This window comes from Gracilimonas halophila, assembly GCF_042684365.1.
Lineage (GTDB): Bacteria > Bacteroidota > Rhodothermia > Balneolales > Balneolaceae > Gracilimonas > Gracilimonas halophila.
In genome coordinates this window covers 86,598-105,996 of sequence record NZ_JBHULI010000024.1, presented here as the reverse complement: position 1 = coordinate 105,996, position 19,399 = coordinate 86,598, and the positions used below count along the sequence as shown (strand labels likewise).

At 41.4% G+C, this 19,399-nt stretch carries 16 protein-coding genes and 1 riboswitch; of the genes, 7 read left to right on the top strand and 9 right to left on the bottom strand.

Going from position 1 to position 19,399, the window contains the following annotated elements; genetic code table 11:
- Position 1: 1 nt before the first annotated feature.
- The 3 genes from ACFSVN_RS06805 to ACFSVN_RS06795 all read right to left on the bottom strand — a co-directional run bounded on the left by ACFSVN_RS06805 (position 2) and on the right by ACFSVN_RS06795 (position 4,705).
- Complete coding sequence (locus tag ACFSVN_RS06805) at positions 2-958, bottom strand: methylenetetrahydrofolate reductase (RefSeq protein WP_390300356.1); 957 nt, start codon at positions 956-958, stop codon at positions 2-4.
- Complete coding sequence (gene metH / locus ACFSVN_RS06800; RefSeq protein WP_390300354.1) at positions 955-3,654, bottom strand: methionine synthase; 2,700 nt, start codon at positions 3,652-3,654, stop codon at positions 955-957. Before metH ends, ACFSVN_RS06805 begins: the two co-directional genes overlap by 4 nt.
- Positions 3,655-3,739: 85 nt before the next feature.
- Positions 3,740-4,705, bottom strand: coding sequence for a homocysteine S-methyltransferase family protein (locus ACFSVN_RS06795; protein ID WP_390302303.1), 966 nt, complete (start codon positions 4,703-4,705; stop codon positions 3,740-3,742).
- A gap of 100 nt (positions 4,706-4,805) precedes the next feature.
- A riboswitch (SAM riboswitch) is annotated at positions 4,806-4,924 on the bottom strand.
- A 244-nt stretch (positions 4,925-5,168) separates the two neighbouring features.
- On the opposite strand from ACFSVN_RS06795, the gene ACFSVN_RS06790 reads away from it, so the two are divergent.
- The gene (locus ACFSVN_RS06790) at positions 5,169-5,678 is read left to right on the top strand and encodes a hypothetical protein (protein WP_390300352.1); all 510 of its coding nucleotides are present in this window, start codon (positions 5,169-5,171) and stop codon (positions 5,676-5,678) included.
- Positions 5,679-5,689: 11 nt separating this feature from the next.
- Here ACFSVN_RS06790 and ACFSVN_RS06785 read toward each other — a convergent pair whose 3' ends face one another.
- Positions 5,690-7,351, bottom strand: a complete 1,662-nt coding sequence (locus tag ACFSVN_RS06785; RefSeq protein WP_390300350.1) for a BamA/TamA family outer membrane protein — start codon at positions 7,349-7,351, stop codon at positions 5,690-5,692.
- Positions 7,352-7,513: 162 nt separating this feature from the next.
- Here ACFSVN_RS06785 and ACFSVN_RS06780 point away from each other — a divergent pair, with 162 nt between their 5' ends.
- The 4 genes from ACFSVN_RS06780 to ACFSVN_RS06765 are packed head-to-tail and all read left to right on the top strand — an operon-like array spanning position 7,514 to position 12,754.
- On the top strand, positions 7,514-8,920 hold the full coding sequence (locus ACFSVN_RS06780) for a type III PLP-dependent enzyme domain-containing protein (RefSeq protein ID WP_390300348.1): 1,407 nt from the start codon (positions 7,514-7,516) through the stop codon (positions 8,918-8,920).
- Positions 8,913-9,773 carry an agmatinase gene (gene speB, locus ACFSVN_RS06775; RefSeq protein WP_390300346.1) on the top strand — a complete coding sequence of 287 codons (861 nt, stop codon included), beginning with the start codon at positions 8,913-8,915 and terminating at the stop codon, positions 9,771-9,773. The genes ACFSVN_RS06780 and speB overlap by 8 nt, the downstream gene beginning before the upstream one ends.
- A complete protein-coding gene (locus ACFSVN_RS06770) occupies positions 9,770-10,744 on the top strand; it encodes a deoxyhypusine synthase family protein (protein WP_390300344.1) in 975 nt (324 codons plus the stop codon). Before speB ends, ACFSVN_RS06770 begins: the two co-directional genes overlap by 4 nt.
- 24 nt (positions 10,745-10,768) lie before the next feature.
- Positions 10,769-12,754, top strand: coding sequence for an alpha-ketoacid dehydrogenase subunit alpha/beta (locus tag ACFSVN_RS06765; protein WP_390300342.1), 1,986 nt, complete (start codon positions 10,769-10,771; stop codon positions 12,752-12,754).
- A gap of 121 nt (positions 12,755-12,875) precedes the next feature.
- On the opposite strand, the gene ACFSVN_RS06760 is transcribed toward ACFSVN_RS06765, so the two are convergent.
- The 3 genes from ACFSVN_RS06760 to holA are packed head-to-tail and all read right to left on the bottom strand — an operon-like array spanning position 12,876 to position 14,893.
- The gene (locus ACFSVN_RS06760) at positions 12,876-13,121 is read right to left on the bottom strand and encodes a hypothetical protein (RefSeq protein WP_390300340.1); all 246 of its coding nucleotides are present in this window, start codon (positions 13,119-13,121) and stop codon (positions 12,876-12,878) included.
- A 41-nt stretch (positions 13,122-13,162) separates the two neighbouring features.
- On the bottom strand, positions 13,163-13,774 hold the full coding sequence (locus tag ACFSVN_RS06755; protein ID WP_390300338.1) for a sigma-70 family RNA polymerase sigma factor: 612 nt from the start codon (positions 13,772-13,774) through the stop codon (positions 13,163-13,165).
- A gap of 51 nt (positions 13,775-13,825) precedes the next feature.
- Positions 13,826-14,893 carry a DNA polymerase III subunit delta gene (gene holA / locus ACFSVN_RS06750; protein ID WP_390300336.1) on the bottom strand — a complete coding sequence of 356 codons (1,068 nt, stop codon included), beginning with the start codon at positions 14,891-14,893 and terminating at the stop codon, positions 13,826-13,828.
- Between the two features lie 169 nt (positions 14,894-15,062).
- Here holA and ACFSVN_RS06745 point away from each other — a divergent pair, with 169 nt between their 5' ends.
- Together ACFSVN_RS06745 and ACFSVN_RS06740 are read left to right on the top strand one after the other, a co-directional pair.
- A complete protein-coding gene (locus ACFSVN_RS06745) occupies positions 15,063-15,449 on the top strand; it encodes a bactofilin family protein (protein ID WP_390300334.1) in 387 nt (128 codons plus the stop codon).
- 130 nt (positions 15,450-15,579) lie between these two features.
- Positions 15,580-16,548, top strand: a complete 969-nt coding sequence (locus ACFSVN_RS06740; RefSeq protein ID WP_390300332.1) for a bactofilin family protein — start codon at positions 15,580-15,582, stop codon at positions 16,546-16,548.
- Between the two features lie 2 nt (positions 16,549-16,550).
- Here the strand turns inward: ACFSVN_RS06740 and ACFSVN_RS06735 are convergent, their stop codons facing one another.
- Positions 16,551-18,044, bottom strand: coding sequence for an asparagine--tRNA ligase (locus ACFSVN_RS06735; protein ID WP_390300330.1), 1,494 nt, complete (start codon positions 18,042-18,044; stop codon positions 16,551-16,553).
- 84 nt (positions 18,045-18,128) lie between these two features.
- Positions 18,129-19,379 carry a M16 family metallopeptidase gene (locus ACFSVN_RS06730; protein ID WP_390300328.1) on the bottom strand — a complete coding sequence of 417 codons (1,251 nt, stop codon included), beginning with the start codon at positions 19,377-19,379 and terminating at the stop codon, positions 18,129-18,131.
- Positions 19,380-19,399 lie beyond the last annotated feature (20 nt).

Genomic DNA, 19,399 nt, shown 5'->3' with positions numbered 1-19,399 from the left:
GCTAGAACAAGGCTTTAGCAACTTCATACACTGAAGCCGATTTCCCCATTGAATAGTAGTGCAAACTCGGGACACCATATTCCATTAGCTCTTTGGACTGCTGAATGGTCCATTCAATACCTACCTGTATAACCTCCTCCCTGTTTTTGCAGGCTTCCACAGCTTTTGATAACTCCATAGGCAGATCCACATGAAAAAGCTGGGGTAATATCGTCAATTGCTTACTGGATGTAATGGGTTTTAAGCCCGGAATAATAGGTATTGTAATTCCAGATTCCCTGCATTTTTCAACAAAATTAAAATACGACTGATTATCAAAGAACATTTGAGTAACAATGTAATCACCGCCTTTTTCCTGCTTTAATTTCAGATACTTAAGATCTGTCTCCATATTAGGAGCAGCAAAGTGTTTCTCTGGATATCCGGCCACACCAATACAGAAATCTGAGGGTTTCGCATTTTCCAGCTCTTCATCAAGATAAATCCCATTATTAAGCTCTACTACCTGCTCAATTAAATCTGAAGCATGGGCATGTCCGTCCGGTTCAGCTACAAATTCCCGTTCCGGTTTTCTTGTATCTCCCTGTATCAAAAGCACATTATCTATTCCCAGAAAATTCAGATCTATAAGAGCATTCTCTGTATCCTCCTTCGAAAACCCACCACAAATAATATGCGGAACCGCATCCACCTGATAATGATTTTGAATGGCTGCACAGATACCTACGGTACCCGGTCGTTTACGTACCGTTTTTCGCTCAAGTAATCCATTCTCCCGCTTTTTATATACAAACTCTTCACGGTGATAGGTTACATCCACAAAAGGTGGATTGAATTCCATCAGGGGATCCATATGATCAAACAAAGATCGAATATTCTGTCCTTTTAACGGAGGCAGAACCTCGAATGAAAACAGTGTGTTACCATTGGCTTTCTTGATGTGTTCAGTTACTTTCATTTTTTCTCTGGATCATAGTCTAAATTAGGAGAAAGCCATTTCTCAACTTCCTCTTTGGTACATGATTTTCGTAGTGCATACTCTGAAACCTGGTCTTCTCCGATATTTCCCACCCGAAAATATTTTGATTGTGGATGTGAGAAATAAATTCCACTTACCGATGAAGCCGGGTACATAGCAAAGGATTCCGTGAGCTCGATCTCCGCGTTCTTTTCCACCTCCAACAGATCGAACAATAACCGTTTCTCAGTATGATCGGGGCAGGCTGGGTAACCCGGAGCCGGTCTGATCCCGGAATATTTCTCAGCTATCAGATCCTCATTTTTGAGATCCTCTTCTTCGGAGTACCCCCAAAATTCTTTTCGGACCCGTTCATGCATGCGTTCCGCAAATGCTTCAGCAAGTCGATCAGCTACGGCTTTTGTCAAAATCACCATATAATCATCATTGGCTTTCTTGTATTTGCTAATGATGTCTTCAATACCAATTCCGGCCGTTACCGCAAAAAAACCAACATAATCCGTTATTCCGGCTTCTTGGGGAGCTATGTAGTCTGAAAGACTTGAATTTGGCTGTCCGGCCCTCTTCTTGGTTTGCTGCCTGAGAAAATGAAATTCAGTCAGCTCCTCAGATAGATCATGATCTTTATATATAATTATATCATCGCCGTAACTAACTGTGGGGTAAAACCCTATAACCCCTTTTGATTGTAATAATTTCTGCTCAACAATTTCATCCAGTAATGTATTCGCATCATCAAAAAGAGACTGTGCCTGATCTCCTACGGCTTCATCCTTCAGGATATCAGGATATTTCCCGGTAAGCATCCAGGTTCGGAAAAAGGGAGGCCAGTCAATATAATTTCTCAACTCTGAAATGGGATAGTCTTCAAATGTTCTGGTTCCCAAAAAAGTAGGTTTAGGGGGATGATAACCTTCCCAGTCTATCTCTGTTTTGTTATTCCTGGCTTCTTCAATACTCAAAAGTGGCTTCTTATTTTGACGCTCTTCATGCTGCTTCCGCAGTTCAGCATACTCTTTTTTCATACTGCTCTTAACGCCTTCTTTCCGCTCCTTACTGATCACATCGCCAGCAATAGATACCGCTCTTGAGGCATCCAATACATGAATTATCGATCCTTCATATTCAGGATCGATCTTCACTGCAGTGTGCAGGCGTGAGGTTGTTGCTCCGCCGATCATAAGCGGAAGATCCATATTCCTTTTTTTCATCTCCCGGGCTACGTGGATCATTTCATCCAGAGAAGGTGTGATAAGTCCGCTTAAGCCAATGGCATCCACTTTATGTCTTTCGGCTTCATCCAGGATCTTGTCGGCCGGAACCATAACCCCAAGATCAACCACATCATAATTATTACAGGCCAGGACTACGCTCACAATATTTTTTCCAATGTCGTGCACATCACCTTTTACAGTAGCTAATAGTACTTTAGGGCGCTCACTTGTGTCTTTATTCTCAGCTTTCTCCTTTTCAAGGTATGGCGTTAGATAGGCTACAGCTTGTTTCATTACGCGGGCACTTTTCACGACCTGTGGAAGAAACATTTTACCTGAGCCGAAGAGATCTCCGACTACATTCATGCCATCCATAAGCGGTCCTTCGATCACCTGCAGAGGACTTTCATACTTAACCCGGGCCTCTTCTGCATCTTCTTCAATGTATTCATTGATCCCCTTTACCAGCGAGTGACTGATCCGGTCTTCCACTGTCTTTTTACGCCACTCATCGTCTTTTTTAGCTTTAACGGAGGATCCCTCATTTTTAAACTCCTCTGCAATTTCCATAAGTCGTTCTGTGGCATCATTCTTTCTATCAAAAAGCACATCTTCTACTCTTTCAAGAAGGTCTTCCGGGATATCATCATACACCTCAAGCTGGGTAGGGTTCACAATTCCCATATCCATTCCGTGCTCTATAGCATGATAAAGGAATGCAGAATGAATGGCTTCACGTACACGATTATTACCGCGAAAGGAAAATGACACATTACTAACACCTCCAATAACGTGTGCCCCCGGTAGGTTCTCCCGAATCCACTTGGCAGCAAGAAAGAAATCCATCGCATTCAGCCTGTGTTCCTCCATTCCGGTTGCCACCGGAAAGATATTGGGATCCAGAATGATATCTGATGGATGAAATCCAACTTCTTTGGTTAGCAGTTTATAGGCCCGACCACATATCTCTTTTCGACGTGGAAGCGTATCGGCTTGCCCCTCCTCATCAAATGCCATACAAATAACGGCCGCGCCAAAGCGTCGAACGATCTTTGCTCGTCGCAGAAACTCCTCTTCCCCATCCTTCAGACTGATTGAGTTCACTACGCCTTTTCCTTGCAAGCATTTCAATCCTGCGAGAATAACTTCCCACTTCGAGGAATCTACCATAATAGGAATTTTGGCGATATCAGGTTCAGAAGCTATCAGATGCAGAAAGTGGGTCATTTCAGCCGCACTGTCCAGCATACCTTCATCCATGTTTACATCCAGGATCTGTGCTCCGCCCCGCACCTGATCGAGCGCAATTTTAAGAGCCTGATCATAATCTTTATTCTTGATGGTATTCAAGAACTTCCTTGAGCCGGTGACGTTGGTCCGCTCTCCTACATTCACAAAGTTAGAGTCTTCCGTGATGATAAGGGGTTCAAGTCCGCTAAGTGTCAGAGGTAATGACTTCATACTGTTCTTGCTACCAAAATTTTAGAATTCCAACTCATCGTCAGATAGAGGTCGGGGGTATTTTTGACTGATTGTTTTCTCAGAATCATATCAAAACTCCCTTTGCCCCTTTGCGGTTTATACTTCTTGGTTCGTAACTCCGGGCCAGTTGGGCCATTTTAGTAATGTGTGCTGGAGTTGTACCGCAACAGCCGCCGAGAATATTCACCAATTTATCTTCAAGATATTCTTCCACTTGATTTCCCATTTCATCCGGACCTTCATCATATTCTCCAAATTCATTCGGCAATCCTGCATTCGGGTAGGCGCTGATGAAGAAAGGTGATCTGTCAGATAGATTTTGCAGGTAGGGCTTAAGCTGCTTGGCTCCAAGAGCACAATTGAATCCTACGCTGAGAATGGGCGCATGGGAAACTGAGATCAAAAAAGCTTCTACAGTTTGACCTGAAAGCGTTCTCCCCGAAGCATCTGTAATGGTTCCGGAAACCATAATTGGGATTTCCTCTCTCCGTTCCTCAAACAAATTCTGAATGGCAAATAATGCAGCTTTGGCATTAAGCGTATCAAATATGGTTTCTACCAGCAGCACATCCGCCCCTCCATCCATTAAGCCTCTTGCCTGCTCTTTATACGCCTCAGCAAGCTCATCAAAGGTTACAGCCCGATAACCGGGATCCGTGACTTCCGGGGAAATGGAAGCTGTTTTGTTCGTTGGTCCCATCGAGCCGGCGACAAACCTTGGCTTAGCCGGATTTTGTTGGTTGAATTTATTCGTCGCTTTTTTAGCGATCTCTGCCGATTTTCGATTCAGCTCATACACAATATGTTCCAGGTCATAATCAGCCTGGGCGATGGATGTTCCACTGAATGTGTTCGTCTCGACAATATCAGCTCCGGCTTCCAGATATTCCTCATGAATGGACTGAATGATATCCGGGCGAGTCAGGCTAAGTAAATCGTTGTTCCCTTGAAGGTCATCAGGATGATCTTTGAACTGTTCGCCTCTGAAGTCATTTTCTTCCAGCTTATAACGCTGTATCATCGTACCCATGGCTCCATCAAGGATCAGGATTCGGTCTTGTAAAGCTTGTTTAATATTCACTCTTTCATCTTAGATTGGCTTATACAGAAAGAGCGGAGAGTGATTAGCTCGCTTATCTTTCAGCATACATAAAGTTCTATGTGTGCTGTGGGATTTGGCACCTGCCCCTTTTCAGAAGTGGTTGCCAAGACGTCATCGGGCCCATCCCTCGGTCTTTCTTTATAAGCATTCAATAAATAATTTCTTTGAATATAACGGTCTCTTAGTCGCTGAGCAACCTATTATCATGGATAAAAAAAAATCATTTGAAAGTATCAGAAACCTAAGCTTCAAAATTTCATTGACGTTTCTTGAAGTAATGCCCGGAAATTTAAGATTCCAGACCTGAATTGAGAGTGTTCCAAAACAAGGTTGTATAAATCAATTATTCAGAAGAAATTCAGATATAACAAAGAGTAAGACTCCTGCCTTCATGGAAGATCATATTGAATTCAAACGTATTCGCCCCCGCATCTTTGTGGAAACACCACTTACTGCAGATGAGATCAATCAAAGGATCCGGCAGGAGCTTCGTTCTCAAAACCGTCTTTGTGACGGGCAATCCACTAAAGGGTTCGCTACTATTTGTCCCCCTGAAGAGGAACAGCATTTCTGGTCACCACAGCTTACTATTACACTTGAAGAGACTGATGAAGGGTCTGAAATTAGAGGATTATATGGCCCTAAACCTTCCGTGTGGACCATGTTCGTGTTTTTCTATGCAACCATCGGGTTTTCCATAATGACCCTCTCCATGATCGGACTTTCTTACTGGTCATTAGGAAAATCTGCCGGATTCATTTGGTTGTTGCCAATTTTAGTGATCGTGTTTTTCACTCTTTACGCAGTAGCTTATTTTGGGCAAAAACTGGGACAGAAACAGATGACGAATCTTCATCGGTTTTTAGAGCGGTGTCTGGACAAGGAAATTGATGCGGTTTGATAAAAATCAGATCAAAGCTCCGTCCTGATACCAAAATGCACTTTTCCATTCCCTATCGATTCTTCCGGTGAAATGGCATAGGTAAACTTCAATCTTCCGATGCGGGTCTGGTAACTCAACCCAAATCCTGTGGAGAAAAGGTAGTCGGTTATTTGAAAATCATTATTCGTTTCAGTCAATAACATTGGCCGGTGATAACCTCCCGCTGCTCCAAAACCGAACAAAAAGGAATTGTTGTTCAGTAAAAAACGATATTCTATATCTCCCCAAAATAAACGAGCGGCTCGAAATTGCTGCTCAGAATATCCTCGAAATGAATTTGCACCCCCAAACCGAATCAGGTCATTGGCAGTCACTCGCTTCGATTCTAATAGAAATCCATGTAAAGAAGTCGCTATCACACTTTTTTCAAAAATAGGAATATAGTTGCGGGCTGTAAATTCAAGAAAATTCTGTGTAAAAGCTGTACTTGAATCATCCGTAATATCTTTATTTGCGATACCAAATATCAGTCGTACCGAACTGCCTTTAGTAGGTACAACATACCTATCCAGATTTGAATACTCGAAGCCCAGCCGTGCCGTACGTTTCTTACCGTCAGGCTCAATGACAGCAGGAACATTATTTCCTGAAGTTGTGTTTTGAAACCCAATTCCTCCAGTCAATTTAAAAACTGGGTTCAACCGGTAATACCCATTCAGATCAAGGTCACGGGATTGATATGTGGTATCATTTTGATAGAGTTGAAACCCGGCAGAAACTCCCACCGGAATATTTCCGATCCAGTCTTGCGAAGCTCCAACATTCAATTGGCTTGTTTCTGAACGCAACCGCTGATATTTAAGATCAAAGCCATTTCCCTGAGTGATCACATTCCATAATGAAAGCTCCACATCACCCACAACCTGACCATTTCCAGCTGCATCAGGTACATATCCGATCAATCCATCAAATTGATTCAGTGAACGCTCTTGAACGTCAAACACAATAACCGGTTCACCTTCCCGCAAAAACACCTGTCCTTCTCCCACCTCATTGAATAATTCACTGCTATTAAGATTGGTTCTTAAAAATTGCAGATAGTTTGAAGTGATAAGCTGACCGGGCTGAAACCGGGATATTTTGGAAAGATAGGCTTGTGAATTCGTCTGAATACCTAAAAAGAGAATATCCGAGGCCTCTGCTTTTTGCCCCGTTCTGAGATATACTTCAATAGCAATAGAACAGTTTTCAGGATCAGGATCAAACTTCGCGATCTCTGAGTTTGCAAATGGAAATCCATCTTCCGCCAACTCGATAAGCCTGGATTCAATCTCATTCCGTAAATATTCCTGCCTGTATCTTTGCCGGGGATTCTGAGTAACAACAGTATCTATTGCTCCAGAGTAATTCCAGTTCAGTTGTTGAAATTCGAATGCGCAGCCCCGATCAATATAAAACGTGTTTTCTTTTACAGAATCAGTGGAAGCATACAAATATCCATCGGCTGAAAGCCACTGTAACAAAATGTTTTCAGGGGATGTTGATTCACCAACAAGCTTTGTTTGAATAGAATCAGGAACAGAAATTTCTGTACCGCTATCAAATACACGAGGTGCCGAATCCTGAACCTGGGCAAAACTCAGAACCGGGATCAATAACCATATACTGACTACGCCTGCTTTTGAAAACATAGATCAAATCTACATCCTTTTTCAAACTTGTGCAGAAAAACTCAGAACTCAACAAATTACTTTTTTTAAACACAACCTATTTATCCGTTGCAATTAACTCGTATATTTATATTCTTTTCACCCCATTATCCATTTAATTACCCATGACCTCTACCCCATCTGATGAAGAATAATTATTACGAATTAATTGACCAGACTTATCATTTCCCTCAAAATGGCTTTGAACTTGCCGGCGGAACGCTACACTTTAATAACGTTGATCTCCATAAACTGATCCAGAAATACGGGACACCTTTCAAGCTTTCGTATTTGCCTAAGATTAGAGAAAAAATTCAGAAAGCACGAAAGTACTTTAATCAAGCGATCTCCGAGAATAACTACTCCGGTAAATATGAGTTTTGCTACTGCACCAAATGCTGCCACTTCAATCATGTGGTTAGAACGGCATTAAAAGAAAATGTGTCGCTGGAAACGTCCTCTTCATTCGACATCGATCTGATCGAAAACCTCTACAAGAAAGGGGTCTTTAACAAGGATAAGATCATTGTCCATAATGGTTATAAAACCGACAATTACATTAAAAAAATAGGTCGGCTTATCAATGAGGGATTCTCCAGTTCTATTTGTGTATTAGATAATATTGGGGAGCTTGATAAACTTATGGAGCTCGAGACCAAAGAGCCGATCAAGATCGGATTGCGTATATCTATTGAAGAAGAACCTCAAGCAGCTTATTACACCTCTCGACTTGGGATCAACAAGCGAGAAATATTGGATTTTGTACGAGAAAAGATCATTGGCAATGACCGTATTGAACTGGTTATGGTTCACTTTTTTGTTGATTCCGGCGTGGGTGATAATATGTATTACTGGAATGAATTTAAGAAAGCATTGGGCCAGTTCACCAAGATCAAGAAGCTGGTCCCCTCAGTCAAAAGCTTAAATATTGGCGGAGGGTTCCCCATACAGAACAGCCTTAGCTTCGATTTTGACTATGAGTATATCACCGGTGAGATCGTTAGAAATATACAGGAAGCCTGCAAAGATGATGGCGTGGAAGAACCTGACATTTACACCGAGTTTGGAAAGTATACCGTTGGTGAAAGCGGAGCCGTTATTTTTCAGGTACTGGAGCAAAAGCAACAAAATGATGCTGAACTTTGGTACCTGATCGACAATAGCCTGATGAATACCATTCCCGATGCATGGTCCATCAACGAAAAATTCATATTACTTCCTCTTAATAAATGGCAGAATCAATATAAGCGAGTAAATATAGGCGGTATAAGCTGTGACCATTCCGATTACTACAATTCTGAAGAGTTAAATCAGCAGGTGCTGCTACCAACCTACTCTAACGATGATGATGAACCCTTATATATCGGATTCTTTCATACCGGAGCTTATCAGGATTCCATCAGTGGTTATGGAGGTATCAAGCATTGCCTCATCCCTTCCCCAAAACATATTGTGGTAGATATGGATGACAATGGAAACTTTTTTGACTACGTTTATCGCGAAGAACAAACTGTTGATAACATGCTTAACATATTGGGTTACAATGACTAAATCGAATCATATATTCGCAGGAATTGAAGGTAAACACAACGAATTCGAACACGCCAATGTCCTGTTGCAATCCATTCCCTATGATGGAACCAGTACCTGGGGAAAAGGTGCTGATGAAGGTTTTGAAGCTTTCCTTGATGCCGCAGAGAACATGGAGATCTATGATATTGAAACCGAGAGTGAAGTCTATAAAAAAGGTGTGCATATCATCGATCCGATTTTAGAAGACACTTCACCTGAAGCTATGTTTGAGTCGGTATATAAAAGCACTAAAGAATTACTAAAAACCAACAAATTCCTCACTTTTTTTGGAGGGGAACATTCCATCAGTATTGGAGTGATCAAAGCTTTTTATGAAGCGCATCCGGATATCACTATTCTACAGATCGATGCCCATGCTGATCTTCGCCCTCAATACCATGGCACCCCTTATAATCACGCCTGTGCCGTTTATGATGCTTCGAAAAATGCAAACTTGGTTCAAGTTGGTATACGCAGTATGGATACCAGCGAAGTACAGTATCTGGATAAAGACAAATGTTACTTTGCAGAAGATATGTACGGCCACTCTGCCTGGATGGAAGATTCCATAGGTAAAATGACGGATAAGGTCTACATCACGCTCGACCTTGACGCATTTGACCCATCCATCATGCCGGCCACGGGAACACCTGAACCTGGCGGAATACTATGGAATCCAATGATCCAATATCTTAAAAAAGTATTTCAGCAAAAAAATGTTTTGGGCTTTGATATTGTGGAACTTGCCCCTACTAAAGGATTGAGTGCCCCACAATTTATGACAGCTAAACTATACTATAAAATGTTAAGCTATAAATTTGCGAATTCATGAGTAAGAAAGGACCTGTTTCCGATTTCATTACCCACCACTACCGTCACTTCAATGCTGCCTCTCTCGTTGATGCTGCCAAGTCTTATGAAGATCAGCTCAATTCCGGAGCCAAGATGATGATCACCCTTGCCGGAGCTATGAGCTCTGCTGAACTGGGATTATCACTTGCCGAAATGATCCGGCAGGATAAGGTACATATCATTACCTGTACCGGAGCAAATCTGGAGGAAGACGTATTCAACCTCATCGCACATGATCATTATAAACGTATTCCAAATTATCGGGATTTGAGCCCTCAGGATGAACAAGAACTGCTTGAAAATCATTTTAATAGGGTTACAGATACTTGTATTCCTGAAGAAGAAGCAATGCGCCGCATAGAAGATCACTTAGTTAAACGTTGGGTAAAAGCTTCCGAAAATGGAGAGCGCTATTTACCTCATGAGTATTTTTATGACATGTTGCTAAGCGGAGATCTGAAAGAGGATTACCAGATCGACCCTAAAGATTCCTGGCTACTGGCTGCAGCAGAAAAAAATATTCCGATTATTGTTCCCGGCTGGGAAGATTCAACCTGTGGAAACTTCTTTGCCTCTCATTGTATCGAAGGGCGTACAAAACCATCTGCAATGAAATCAGGAATTGAATATATGATGTTCCTGTCAGACTGGTATCTTAAGAATTCGGAAAATGGAATTGGGTTTTTCCAGATCGGCGGAGGAATTGCCGGGGATTTTCCAATTTGCGTAGTACCCATGATAGAACAAGATCTTGGCAAGAAAGATGTACCGCTTTGGTCTTATTTCTGTCAGATTAGCGATTCCACCACCAGCTATGGTTCTTATTCAGGCGCAGTGCCCAATGAAAAAATAACCTGGGGGAAACTGGGCATTGATACGCCAAAATTCATCATTGAATCGGATGCAACTATTGTAGCTCCGCTTATTTTTGCTTATCTGTTGGACTGGTAACATTTGAACTAACCTACAGAAAGCGTGGCTATTACTACAAAGAAGGAAATTTCAGCTGATCAAGCTCTTAACATCTACAAGAATCTGCTTCTACACCGCAGGATTGAAGAGCGTATGCTCAAACTACTCCGGCAGAATAAGATCAGTAAATGGTTTTCAGGGATCGGACAGGAAGCGGTTGGTGTAGGAGTAACACTCTCAGCTAAGCCTAAAGACTACATTCTACCCATGCACCGTAATCTGGGGGTTTTTACTGCCAGGAATGTCCCTCTCTACCCTTTGTTCTGCCAATTGTTTGGGAAAGCCGAAGGATTTACCGGTGGACGTGATCGTTCTTTTCATTTCGGTATAATGGAGCATAATATTGTAGGTATGATCTCTCATCTTGCTGCCATGATGCCCGTAGCCGACGGGCTCGCACTTGCCAAAAAACTCAAGGGTGAAGATGCCGTTGCTTTCTCTTTTTGTGGAGACGGAGCTACCAGCGAAGGTGACTTTCATGAAGCTTTGAACTTAGCGGCTGTCTGGAAACTCCCGGTAGTTTTCATTATTGAGAACAATGGATATGGACTCTCCACTCCTACTTCAGAGCAGTTCGCTTGCGAACACCTTTCAGACCGCGCCAAAGGCTACGGAATGCACGGCTTCAATATTGATGGAAACAATATCTTTGAAGTAATGGAGACCGTAGAAAAGGCACGAAAACTTGCCTTAAATGGAGAACCTGTTCTCATCGAAGCCAAAACCTTCCGCATGCGTGGACATGAAGAAGCTTCCGGAACCCATTATGTACCGGATATCTTATTTGAGAACTGGGCGGAGAAAGATCCCATTCTTCGTTTTGAGAATTTTATGGAAAGAGAGGGAATTGCAGGTAAAGAAGATTTTAAAAAGATCACAAAAGAGATCGACCAATCTTTCAGAAAAGATCTTGAGAAAGCAATAAATGCAGAGGACCCTGTTTTTGATGAACAAACTGAAATCAGCGCGGTGTATTCAACCGAAGAACCCAAACCTCCGGTTCATTCTAACGGCATTACCTATGAAAAAAGATTCGTAGATGTACTTCAGTCAACCCTCTGGCAAGCGTTTGAAGAGGATGACTCTTTCCTGATCATGGGACAGGATATTGCCGAATATGGTGGTGTTTTTAAGATCACAGAAGGATTTTTAAAGGAATTTGGTGAAGATCGTATCAGAAATACACCCATTATTGAATCAGGTGTGCTTGGGGCAGCAATGGGACTTGCACTGGAAGGATTCAAGCCTGTTGTTGAAATGCAGTTCGCTGATTTTATATCCTGCGGATTCAATCAGATTGTAAACAACATCGCTAAATCGCACTATCGATGGACACCTTCATTAAATATAACTATACGTGCGCCTCATGGCGGAGGTGTTGGAGCCGGTCCTTTTCACTCCCAATCCGTGGAAGGTTGGTTCATGCAAATTCCCGGGTTGAAGGTTGTAGTTCCCGGAACCGTGGAAGATGCACAGAACTTACTATACAGTTCTCTATACGACCCCAATCCCGTCCTGTTCTTTGAACACAAGAAACTATATAGAAGTCTTAAAACAACAGTTCCTGACAAAGCAACCTATGAGCCTCTGGGAAAAGCTAAAATACTGAAAGAAGGGAATGATGCTACCATCGTTACCTACGGAATGGGTGTTCAATGGGCCCTTAACATTGCTGAAGAATTTGAGCATAAAGGAATTTCACTGGAAGTTTTAGACCTTCGAACGCTTCTTCCTTTAGATAAAGAATCTATTCACGCAACAGTTAAAAAGACAGGGAAAGTGTTGCTGCTCCAGGAACCGATGCTGACCTTAGGTCCGCTTAGTGAAATTTCGGCTATCATTTCTGAAGAATGTTTTGAGTGGCTGGATGCTCCTGTAATGCGATGTGCTTCTTTAGACACCCCTATTCCCCATGATAAAGGTTTGGAAGATGGATTTATGGCTACCGCTAAGCTTGAAGATCAGATTACAAAGCTTCTTAAGTATTAGCAGTGTTGAAGGAGATCCTTAACCCGAAAAATTTTTTATTAATATTGATGCCTTAGATCATTATCACTTCACTGTAAGCTGAGATAGCCCCAAAACGGTCTCTCTGTTAGTCAACAGCTAATTACTTCCCTTCAGAGATACTGGCCATTAAACGCTCGATAAAGTCTTCTTTCGCTTTGATCTCACGAAATTCATCCATGAGTTTTTTCCCTTCTTTTGCAGCAAAGGTTAATTCGCGAAGTTCATCATCGTGAACTAAAACTTCTTCAAAAGTAACTTTTTCAACTGAATCGAGTGATTCATCCACATAATTAAGAATGTAATCTTCAATTACCGGATGGTATTCATTATCTAAATAATTATTCATAGGAGTTTGCTAATGACTATTTACTCCCTTCTATTCCGATTCTAAGAATTTGTTCCCAATTGAACGTAGTCTTTTATCAATGCCTGGACCTGCGCCCTTGCACGGTTTATTCTGGATTTCACAGTTCCCATAGGAATGTCTGTAATATCAGATATCTCATCATAGGAAAGTTGTTGCAGGTCTCTGAGAATAATGACCTCACGAAAATCTTCCGGTAACTCCATCAATGCTTGTTCAAGCTTTTCTATGCAAAGTTTTTCGTGCAGAGCATCATCTTGTAAGATAGTTGAATCTTCCAGCTTGATCTCTCGATCGTCAGGATCAGATTCATCCTTGTGGATAGAAACCTTGTACATGCGCTGCTTTTTCTTATACAAACTCTTGGCAAGGTTTAGCGCAATGGTGTACATCCAGGTAGAGAATTTCGCTATACGCTCATAGGAGTGCTTGCTTTTATGAACACGCAAGAAAGTTTCCTGAACTAAGTCCTCACAATCCTGATGATTATGTGTGTACCGATATAAAAAATTATGCAGTCTGTCCTGATAGCGATATACCAATTCATTAAAAGCCATTTCCATACCATTCTGGAAATACTCCATCAGGTCTTCATCATCATAGGTCTTAACAGCTGTTGCTTTAAACGCTTCCATATCACAAACTCCACAAATGTTATTTCAATTCTTACTTTGCGCGAATCGATATTAACCGATGATCCGCTTGACCAGGAAGAATAAAATTGAAGTGGAGTCTAATGTGCTGAACCCTTTAATGGAGCGATCTGCATCCAAAAGAGCTTCGAATATCCGGGGCATTTCCACGTAACGAAAATTTGAGGCATCATCCCAAAGTTTGTTAAAGTACCAGCTGCTGCCGATCCCCAATTCACTCTGGATCTGATTTTTAGCAAACCCCTTTTCAGAGAGCCTCAAAATCTGCCAGACATTTACAAACACACTGTTAAAGAACCCCACGAGACGAATCAATTCTCCCGTGTCTGATTTAGTGTGTTGCAACATCTGTTCCGAAATGTACAGTGATTGTTCCATATTACGTGCAACAATAGCCTCTTTGAGCTCTATGGCCGTAAATTCACGATATGAACCAATTATTTTCTTTACATCGGCTTCTGTAACGGTATCAGAAGTGTCCACAAAAGTGCACACTTTATCTATTTCTGTGGACAGTAACTGGAGATTGTTACCCACAAATTGTGCCAGCAACTGAGCTGCTGCCGGTTCAATATTCTTTGAGTGATTACTGCGCACCCAATCTATCACCCAATCAGGGATCAGATAATCCGGCATGCGTTCAAATTCATAAAACCCAACCTTTTTATCTTTCTTAAAGGCTTTACCAATATTGGTATTCCCTGCAGGCTTCTTTTCATCAAAGCATACGAGCAACGTGGTTGGGTTAGGATTTTCGATATACGGGATGAAATCATTGATATGTCCACGAGGAGAACCATCCTCTCCACCACCCTTATTCAGTTGAAGGAAGTTTCGAACGATCAGAACCCGCTTCTCTGCCACCATCGGAAAGCTGCGGGCAATAGACAGAGCCTGAGCCGGAGTAACATCCTGCCCGTACAGCAGATCGAAATTAAAGTCTTTTTGCTCAGGTGAGATTATCGAAGAAAACTTTTCGAGCAATTGGTCAAGATAAAATTCTTCTTCCCCAAAAAGATAATAAATGGGTTTAAGGTTGCCGGAATTCAATTCTCCTACAACCTGCTGAAAGACCTGATTGCTATTTTGTTTTCGTGCCATCGGTGGCAAAGATAAGGAAAAGTGGCTCTGAATGAAGTCCTATTTCAACTTCATTTGCTGATTTAATTTTCTTTGTCTAATCACAGTCTTGAAAAATCAATTTATACAGGAACTAAACTCTATAATAGTTGTATCAGTTAATATGAAGTTCAATAGAAATAAAAGAGACGTGAATACCAAACCAAAAGCTGAATCACCAAGTGTTACATATATTACAGAATCCACACATGTGAATGCCGATATCAATTGCAAAGATGATATCAGAATTTCAGGAACTGTTGACGGAAATATTAAAACTTCTAAAAAGATCATTCTCTCAAAAGAAGGGAAGATCAAGGGCAAACTAACCTCTCCAACAGCTGATATAGCAGGTAATGTTGACGGTGATATCATCACTTCCGGAAAACTCACGCTCCGCCCCACTGCAGTTGTAACCGGTAAGATCCAGGCTGAAAAACTATCTATTGAAGACGGAGCTCAACTTACTGGGGAGTTCATGGTAGGTCCCGGAAGTAATGCTTCGGTTTCAAAACCATCTTCAACAGTATCTAAATAAGTTCGTCCGGGGTTCTATTTCTATCAATTAAGACTATTGACAGAATATTTAATTTTTTGGTTTTACATGCCAATAAATACAAAAACATTAAATATTTTAAGGGCCTAATTCTAATGCAGATTATTAAACAGTGAACGAAGCAAATACTGCGTCCCCTATTACTAACATTGCCAAAGGAACACATATTACGGCAGATATTGAAACCAGTTCCATAATACAAGTTTCCGGAAGAATTGAAGGTGATATAACCACTAAGAGTCATTTGGTTTTAGAAGAAAGTGGTCATATTACAGGTACTGTTGTATGTAAAAAAGCCACAGTAAGTGGAAAACTAACTGGTGAATTACGAGCAACCGAACACCTTGATATCCGTTCTTCCGCTAAACTGGACGGCTTTGTTTTTACAAAAAAAATAATGGCTGAAGAAGGGTCTGTAATAATAGGTATTGTAAAGGCCGGTCCTAACGTAGATGTATTGAATTCTAAGATATCGGGCCAAGGCTCTTCTCAGGGAAAACATAAGCCTCATCAGCCCGACCCCGGTACCGCTGAAAGTAAAAGTGATTCTTCAGAAAAGCCTGTTGCTAAAGATACAACAGACGATAAGCCCCTCAATCGGTTTCTCCATAAATTATTGATTGGAATTCCTGAAGTAAAAGCATCCAATGAACAAACGGGAGCCATTTACAACGCTTCTGAGGAATTTCTACAGGCCTTAGACTTCAATCTTGAGATCTTTGATGAACCATCTTATGCTCCATTTTACCAAAGTCTTACCTTTGTCCGCAAAGGACCAGAAGAACAAGATGAAGTTGAGAAAGACTTTGAGAATGGGAAAAAAGTGATCGAGACTGCTTTTTTGAAAAAAGAAGCCGAAGAAGATGCATCAAAACTTCAAAGGTCTGCAATTAGATTGACAAATCTTATTGGAAAATTTGAAGATATAGCTCTACTCTTAGGTGAAGTATTGATCATTAAATTTCAACAAAATGAGGTACAAACCATTGCCATTGAGACTATCAGTGAGCAGGTAATGGAAAAACTTCGCAAAGATCCCAAACAAATAACTGATCCGGAAAAGCTGTACTCCTTGCTTTAAATTTAAGGTTTAAGCCTTCCCATCATTCTTGGGAATGGAATAGTCTCCCTAACGTGGGATAAGCCACACAACCACGCTACGGTACGCTCCAGTCCAAGTCCATAGCCTGAATGGGGAACCGAGCCAAAGCGACGAAGATCGAGGTACCATTCAAAAACTTCTTTATCCAGTCCTTCTTCCGCAATGCGTTCTTCCATCACCTCCAGGTCATCTTCCCGCTGAGACCCGCCTACGATCTCACCATATCCTTCAGAAGCTAAAATATCCATTCCAAGGGCAAGCTTATTTGTTTCATCCCGCTTCATATAAAATGCCTTGATCTCTGCCGGCCAGTGTGTTACGATCAGCGGGACATCAAACTGCATCATTAATACCGTTTCGTCACTTCCGCCAAAGTCATTACCCCACTCAAAATTTCGGGCAGATTCTTTCCATTTTGGAATATTACGAAGATCTTCCTCGATCTGAGCTACTCTTGCAGAAATATCTTTTATCCTTTGATCGATCTGGGCTTTGCGCCATTTCTTTGCTGACCCATGCTCTTTTTTGATCTCCTGTTCTTCTTTTTCAAGATCCAGGTTCTCTTGTCTGCGCGATTCTGCCATTTGATCCAGCATATCCGCTGTTTCATCACTGGTCAAGATGTCTACGGCCTCCGTGTAGGTCATTCTTTCAAAAGGTTTCTCGGCAACTTTTTCCAGGGCTGAAAAATCACGTTCTAAGATCTCAAGCTCATTTTTACATTTTTCAAGTACCTGGGAAACAATAGCCTTGATCATATCTTCTGCAAGATCCATATTCATTTCAAGATCATAATAGGCCATTTCGGGCTCTATCATCCAGAATTCTGTCAAATGACGGCGAGTCTTGGACTTCTCGGCGCGGAATGTTGGGCCAAAAGTATAGATCAATCCATGAGCCATTGCCATGGCCTCACCGTAAAGCTGACCGGTTTGTGCCAGATATGCTTTTTCTTCAAAATAATCAGTTTCAAATAGTGTGGTACTTCCCTCGGCCGCGTTTCCTGTAAAGATCGGAGAATCCATTTGTACAAACCCTCTTCCCTGGAAAAAAGTATGGATTGCAAAAATGATCTCATTCCGAACTCGCATGGCCGCCCACTGTCGCTGACTTCTTAACCAAAGATGACGGTTATTCATTAAGAATTCCACACCGTGATCTTTCGGAGTAATGGGGTAATTATCAGCAACCTGATATACTTCAACATTCGAGACATGTATCTCATGCCCGCCAATACTTCGATCATCAGCTTTCACCGTTCCGGTAACGGAAAGAGAACTTTCCTGTTTAAGCGATGTAGCAGCTTCCCAGGCTTCTTCAGAAACATCATCTTTTGCAACCACACATTGAGTGATCCCGGAGCCGTCTCGCATTTCAATAAACACAAGGCTTCCGCTACTCCGGTAATTATACACCCAACCTTTTAGTGTTACTTCTTTGTCGACATGTTCTGAAAGATTCTTGATGTAGATCATTACTAATGTTGAATTATTTAATACTTAGTGTTAAATGGTAAAAGCTCAAGTTATTTTTTTATTCCTTGAAACCGGAAATATGGTCTAATTTTCAGGCAGTAAAATAGCTTCCATGAAGAATTCGTCACTGAAGAAACCTTTAACAAATTCCTGAATATCCTCTGCTGTTACTGAATCAATATTTTCAACTAACTCATCCAAAGTTACGAAACGTCCGAAATATAATTCACTTTTTGCAAGACGCGTCATGCGATTGCTGGTACTTTCCTGTGATAGTAGCAACTTCCCTTTTAGCTGAGACTTAGCTTCGTCCAGTTCCTTTTTAGGAATGAGTTCTTCCTGCATTTGTTTCAGTTCCTTTAAGATCAATTCTCTTACATGGTCCACGTATTCCTTATCGGTACCTACATAGATGCCCCATAGACCGGTATCAGTGTAAGATTGGTTGAAGGTCTGAATAGAATAACAATATCCATATTTTTCACGGATGTTTTGATGTAGCCTTGAGCTCATCCCTCCTCCTAAAACAGTATTTGCTAACAGGAGCAGATACTTGTCGTCATGATCAAAATTCAAACCTCTTCTTCCATAGATATAATGTGTTTGCTCAATCGCTTTTGTAAGCTTCACATCCTCTTTTTTGAAATCAGGAAGCGGTTGTTCTTTCTCATTCTGGTCTTTGGGTGCCAACGTTTCAAAATATTCGGAAACCAGCTCAACAACCTTATCATGTTCCACATTTCCGGCTACGGAAACCAATAAATTCCCCGGGTAGTACCGATCTTCCATATAATCATATAAGTCCTGACGGCTGAATTCAGAAACCGTTTTCTCGTATCCAAGTACCGGCCTCCCCAATTCATGCCCTTCAAAGATCTTGCTGTTAAATTCTTCAAAAAGGTAATCATCCGGAGAGTCACGATACATTTTCATCTCTTCGATCACCACTTTCTTTTCCTTCTCGATCTCTTCTTCAGGAAAAGAAGAATTAAGTACCATGTCTGAAAGTACATCTAATGCACGGTCTAACTGGGTACTGAGACATCGGGAATAGTAGCATGTATATTCGGAAGAAGTAAAAGCATTGAGATAACCGCCAACTGATTCCATACTAAGAGCAATATCAAAGGAAGACCGCTTATCGGTTCCTTTGAAAAGCATATGCTCAAGGAAATGGGTTATTCCTGCCTGCTTCTCTGTCTCATGCCTTCCACCGGTCTTTACCCAAATACCAACTGAAATACTCTTCACACTTTCGATCCGCTCTGTTACAATCCGAAGTCCGTTTGGAAGGGTACTTTTAGTTACAAAATCGATCTCTTTCACGTTTTCCATAGAATGATTATCTGCTTAAA

Excerpts from the sequence above, each read along its gene's own strand:
- ACFSVN_RS06805 (WP_390300356.1), bottom strand. The coding sequence starts at position 958 with ATGAAAGTAACTGAACACATCAAGAAAGCCAATGGTAACACACTGTTT.
- metH (WP_390300354.1), bottom strand. The coding sequence starts at position 3,654 with ATGAAGTCATTACCTCTGACACTTAGCGGACTTGAACCCCTTATCATC.
- ACFSVN_RS06795 (WP_390302303.1), bottom strand. The coding sequence starts at position 4,705 with ATGGGTACGATGATACAGCGTTATAAGCTGGAAGAAAATGACTTCAGA.
- ACFSVN_RS06790 (WP_390300352.1), top strand. The coding sequence starts at position 5,169 with ATGGAAGATCATATTGAATTCAAACGTATTCGCCCCCGCATCTTTGTG.
- ACFSVN_RS06785 (WP_390300350.1), bottom strand. The coding sequence starts at position 7,351 with ATGTTTTCAAAAGCAGGCGTAGTCAGTATATGGTTATTGATCCCGGTT.
- ACFSVN_RS06780 (WP_390300348.1), top strand. The coding sequence starts at position 7,514 with ATGAAGAATAATTATTACGAATTAATTGACCAGACTTATCATTTCCCT.
- speB (WP_390300346.1), top strand. The coding sequence starts at position 8,913 with ATGACTAAATCGAATCATATATTCGCAGGAATTGAAGGTAAACACAAC.
- ACFSVN_RS06770 (WP_390300344.1), top strand. The coding sequence starts at position 9,770 with ATGAGTAAGAAAGGACCTGTTTCCGATTTCATTACCCACCACTACCGT.
- ACFSVN_RS06760 (WP_390300340.1), bottom strand. The coding sequence starts at position 13,121 with ATGAATAATTATTTAGATAATGAATACCATCCGGTAATTGAAGATTAC.
- ACFSVN_RS06755 (WP_390300338.1), bottom strand. The coding sequence starts at position 13,774 with ATGGAAGCGTTTAAAGCAACAGCTGTTAAGACCTATGATGATGAAGAC.
- holA (WP_390300336.1), bottom strand. The coding sequence starts at position 14,893 with ATGGCACGAAAACAAAATAGCAATCAGGTCTTTCAGCAGGTTGTAGGA.
- ACFSVN_RS06735 (WP_390300330.1), bottom strand. The coding sequence starts at position 18,044 with ATGATCTACATCAAGAATCTTTCAGAACATGTCGACAAAGAAGTAACA.
- ACFSVN_RS06730 (WP_390300328.1), bottom strand. The coding sequence starts at position 19,379 with ATGGAAAACGTGAAAGAGATCGATTTTGTAACTAAAAGTACCCTTCCA.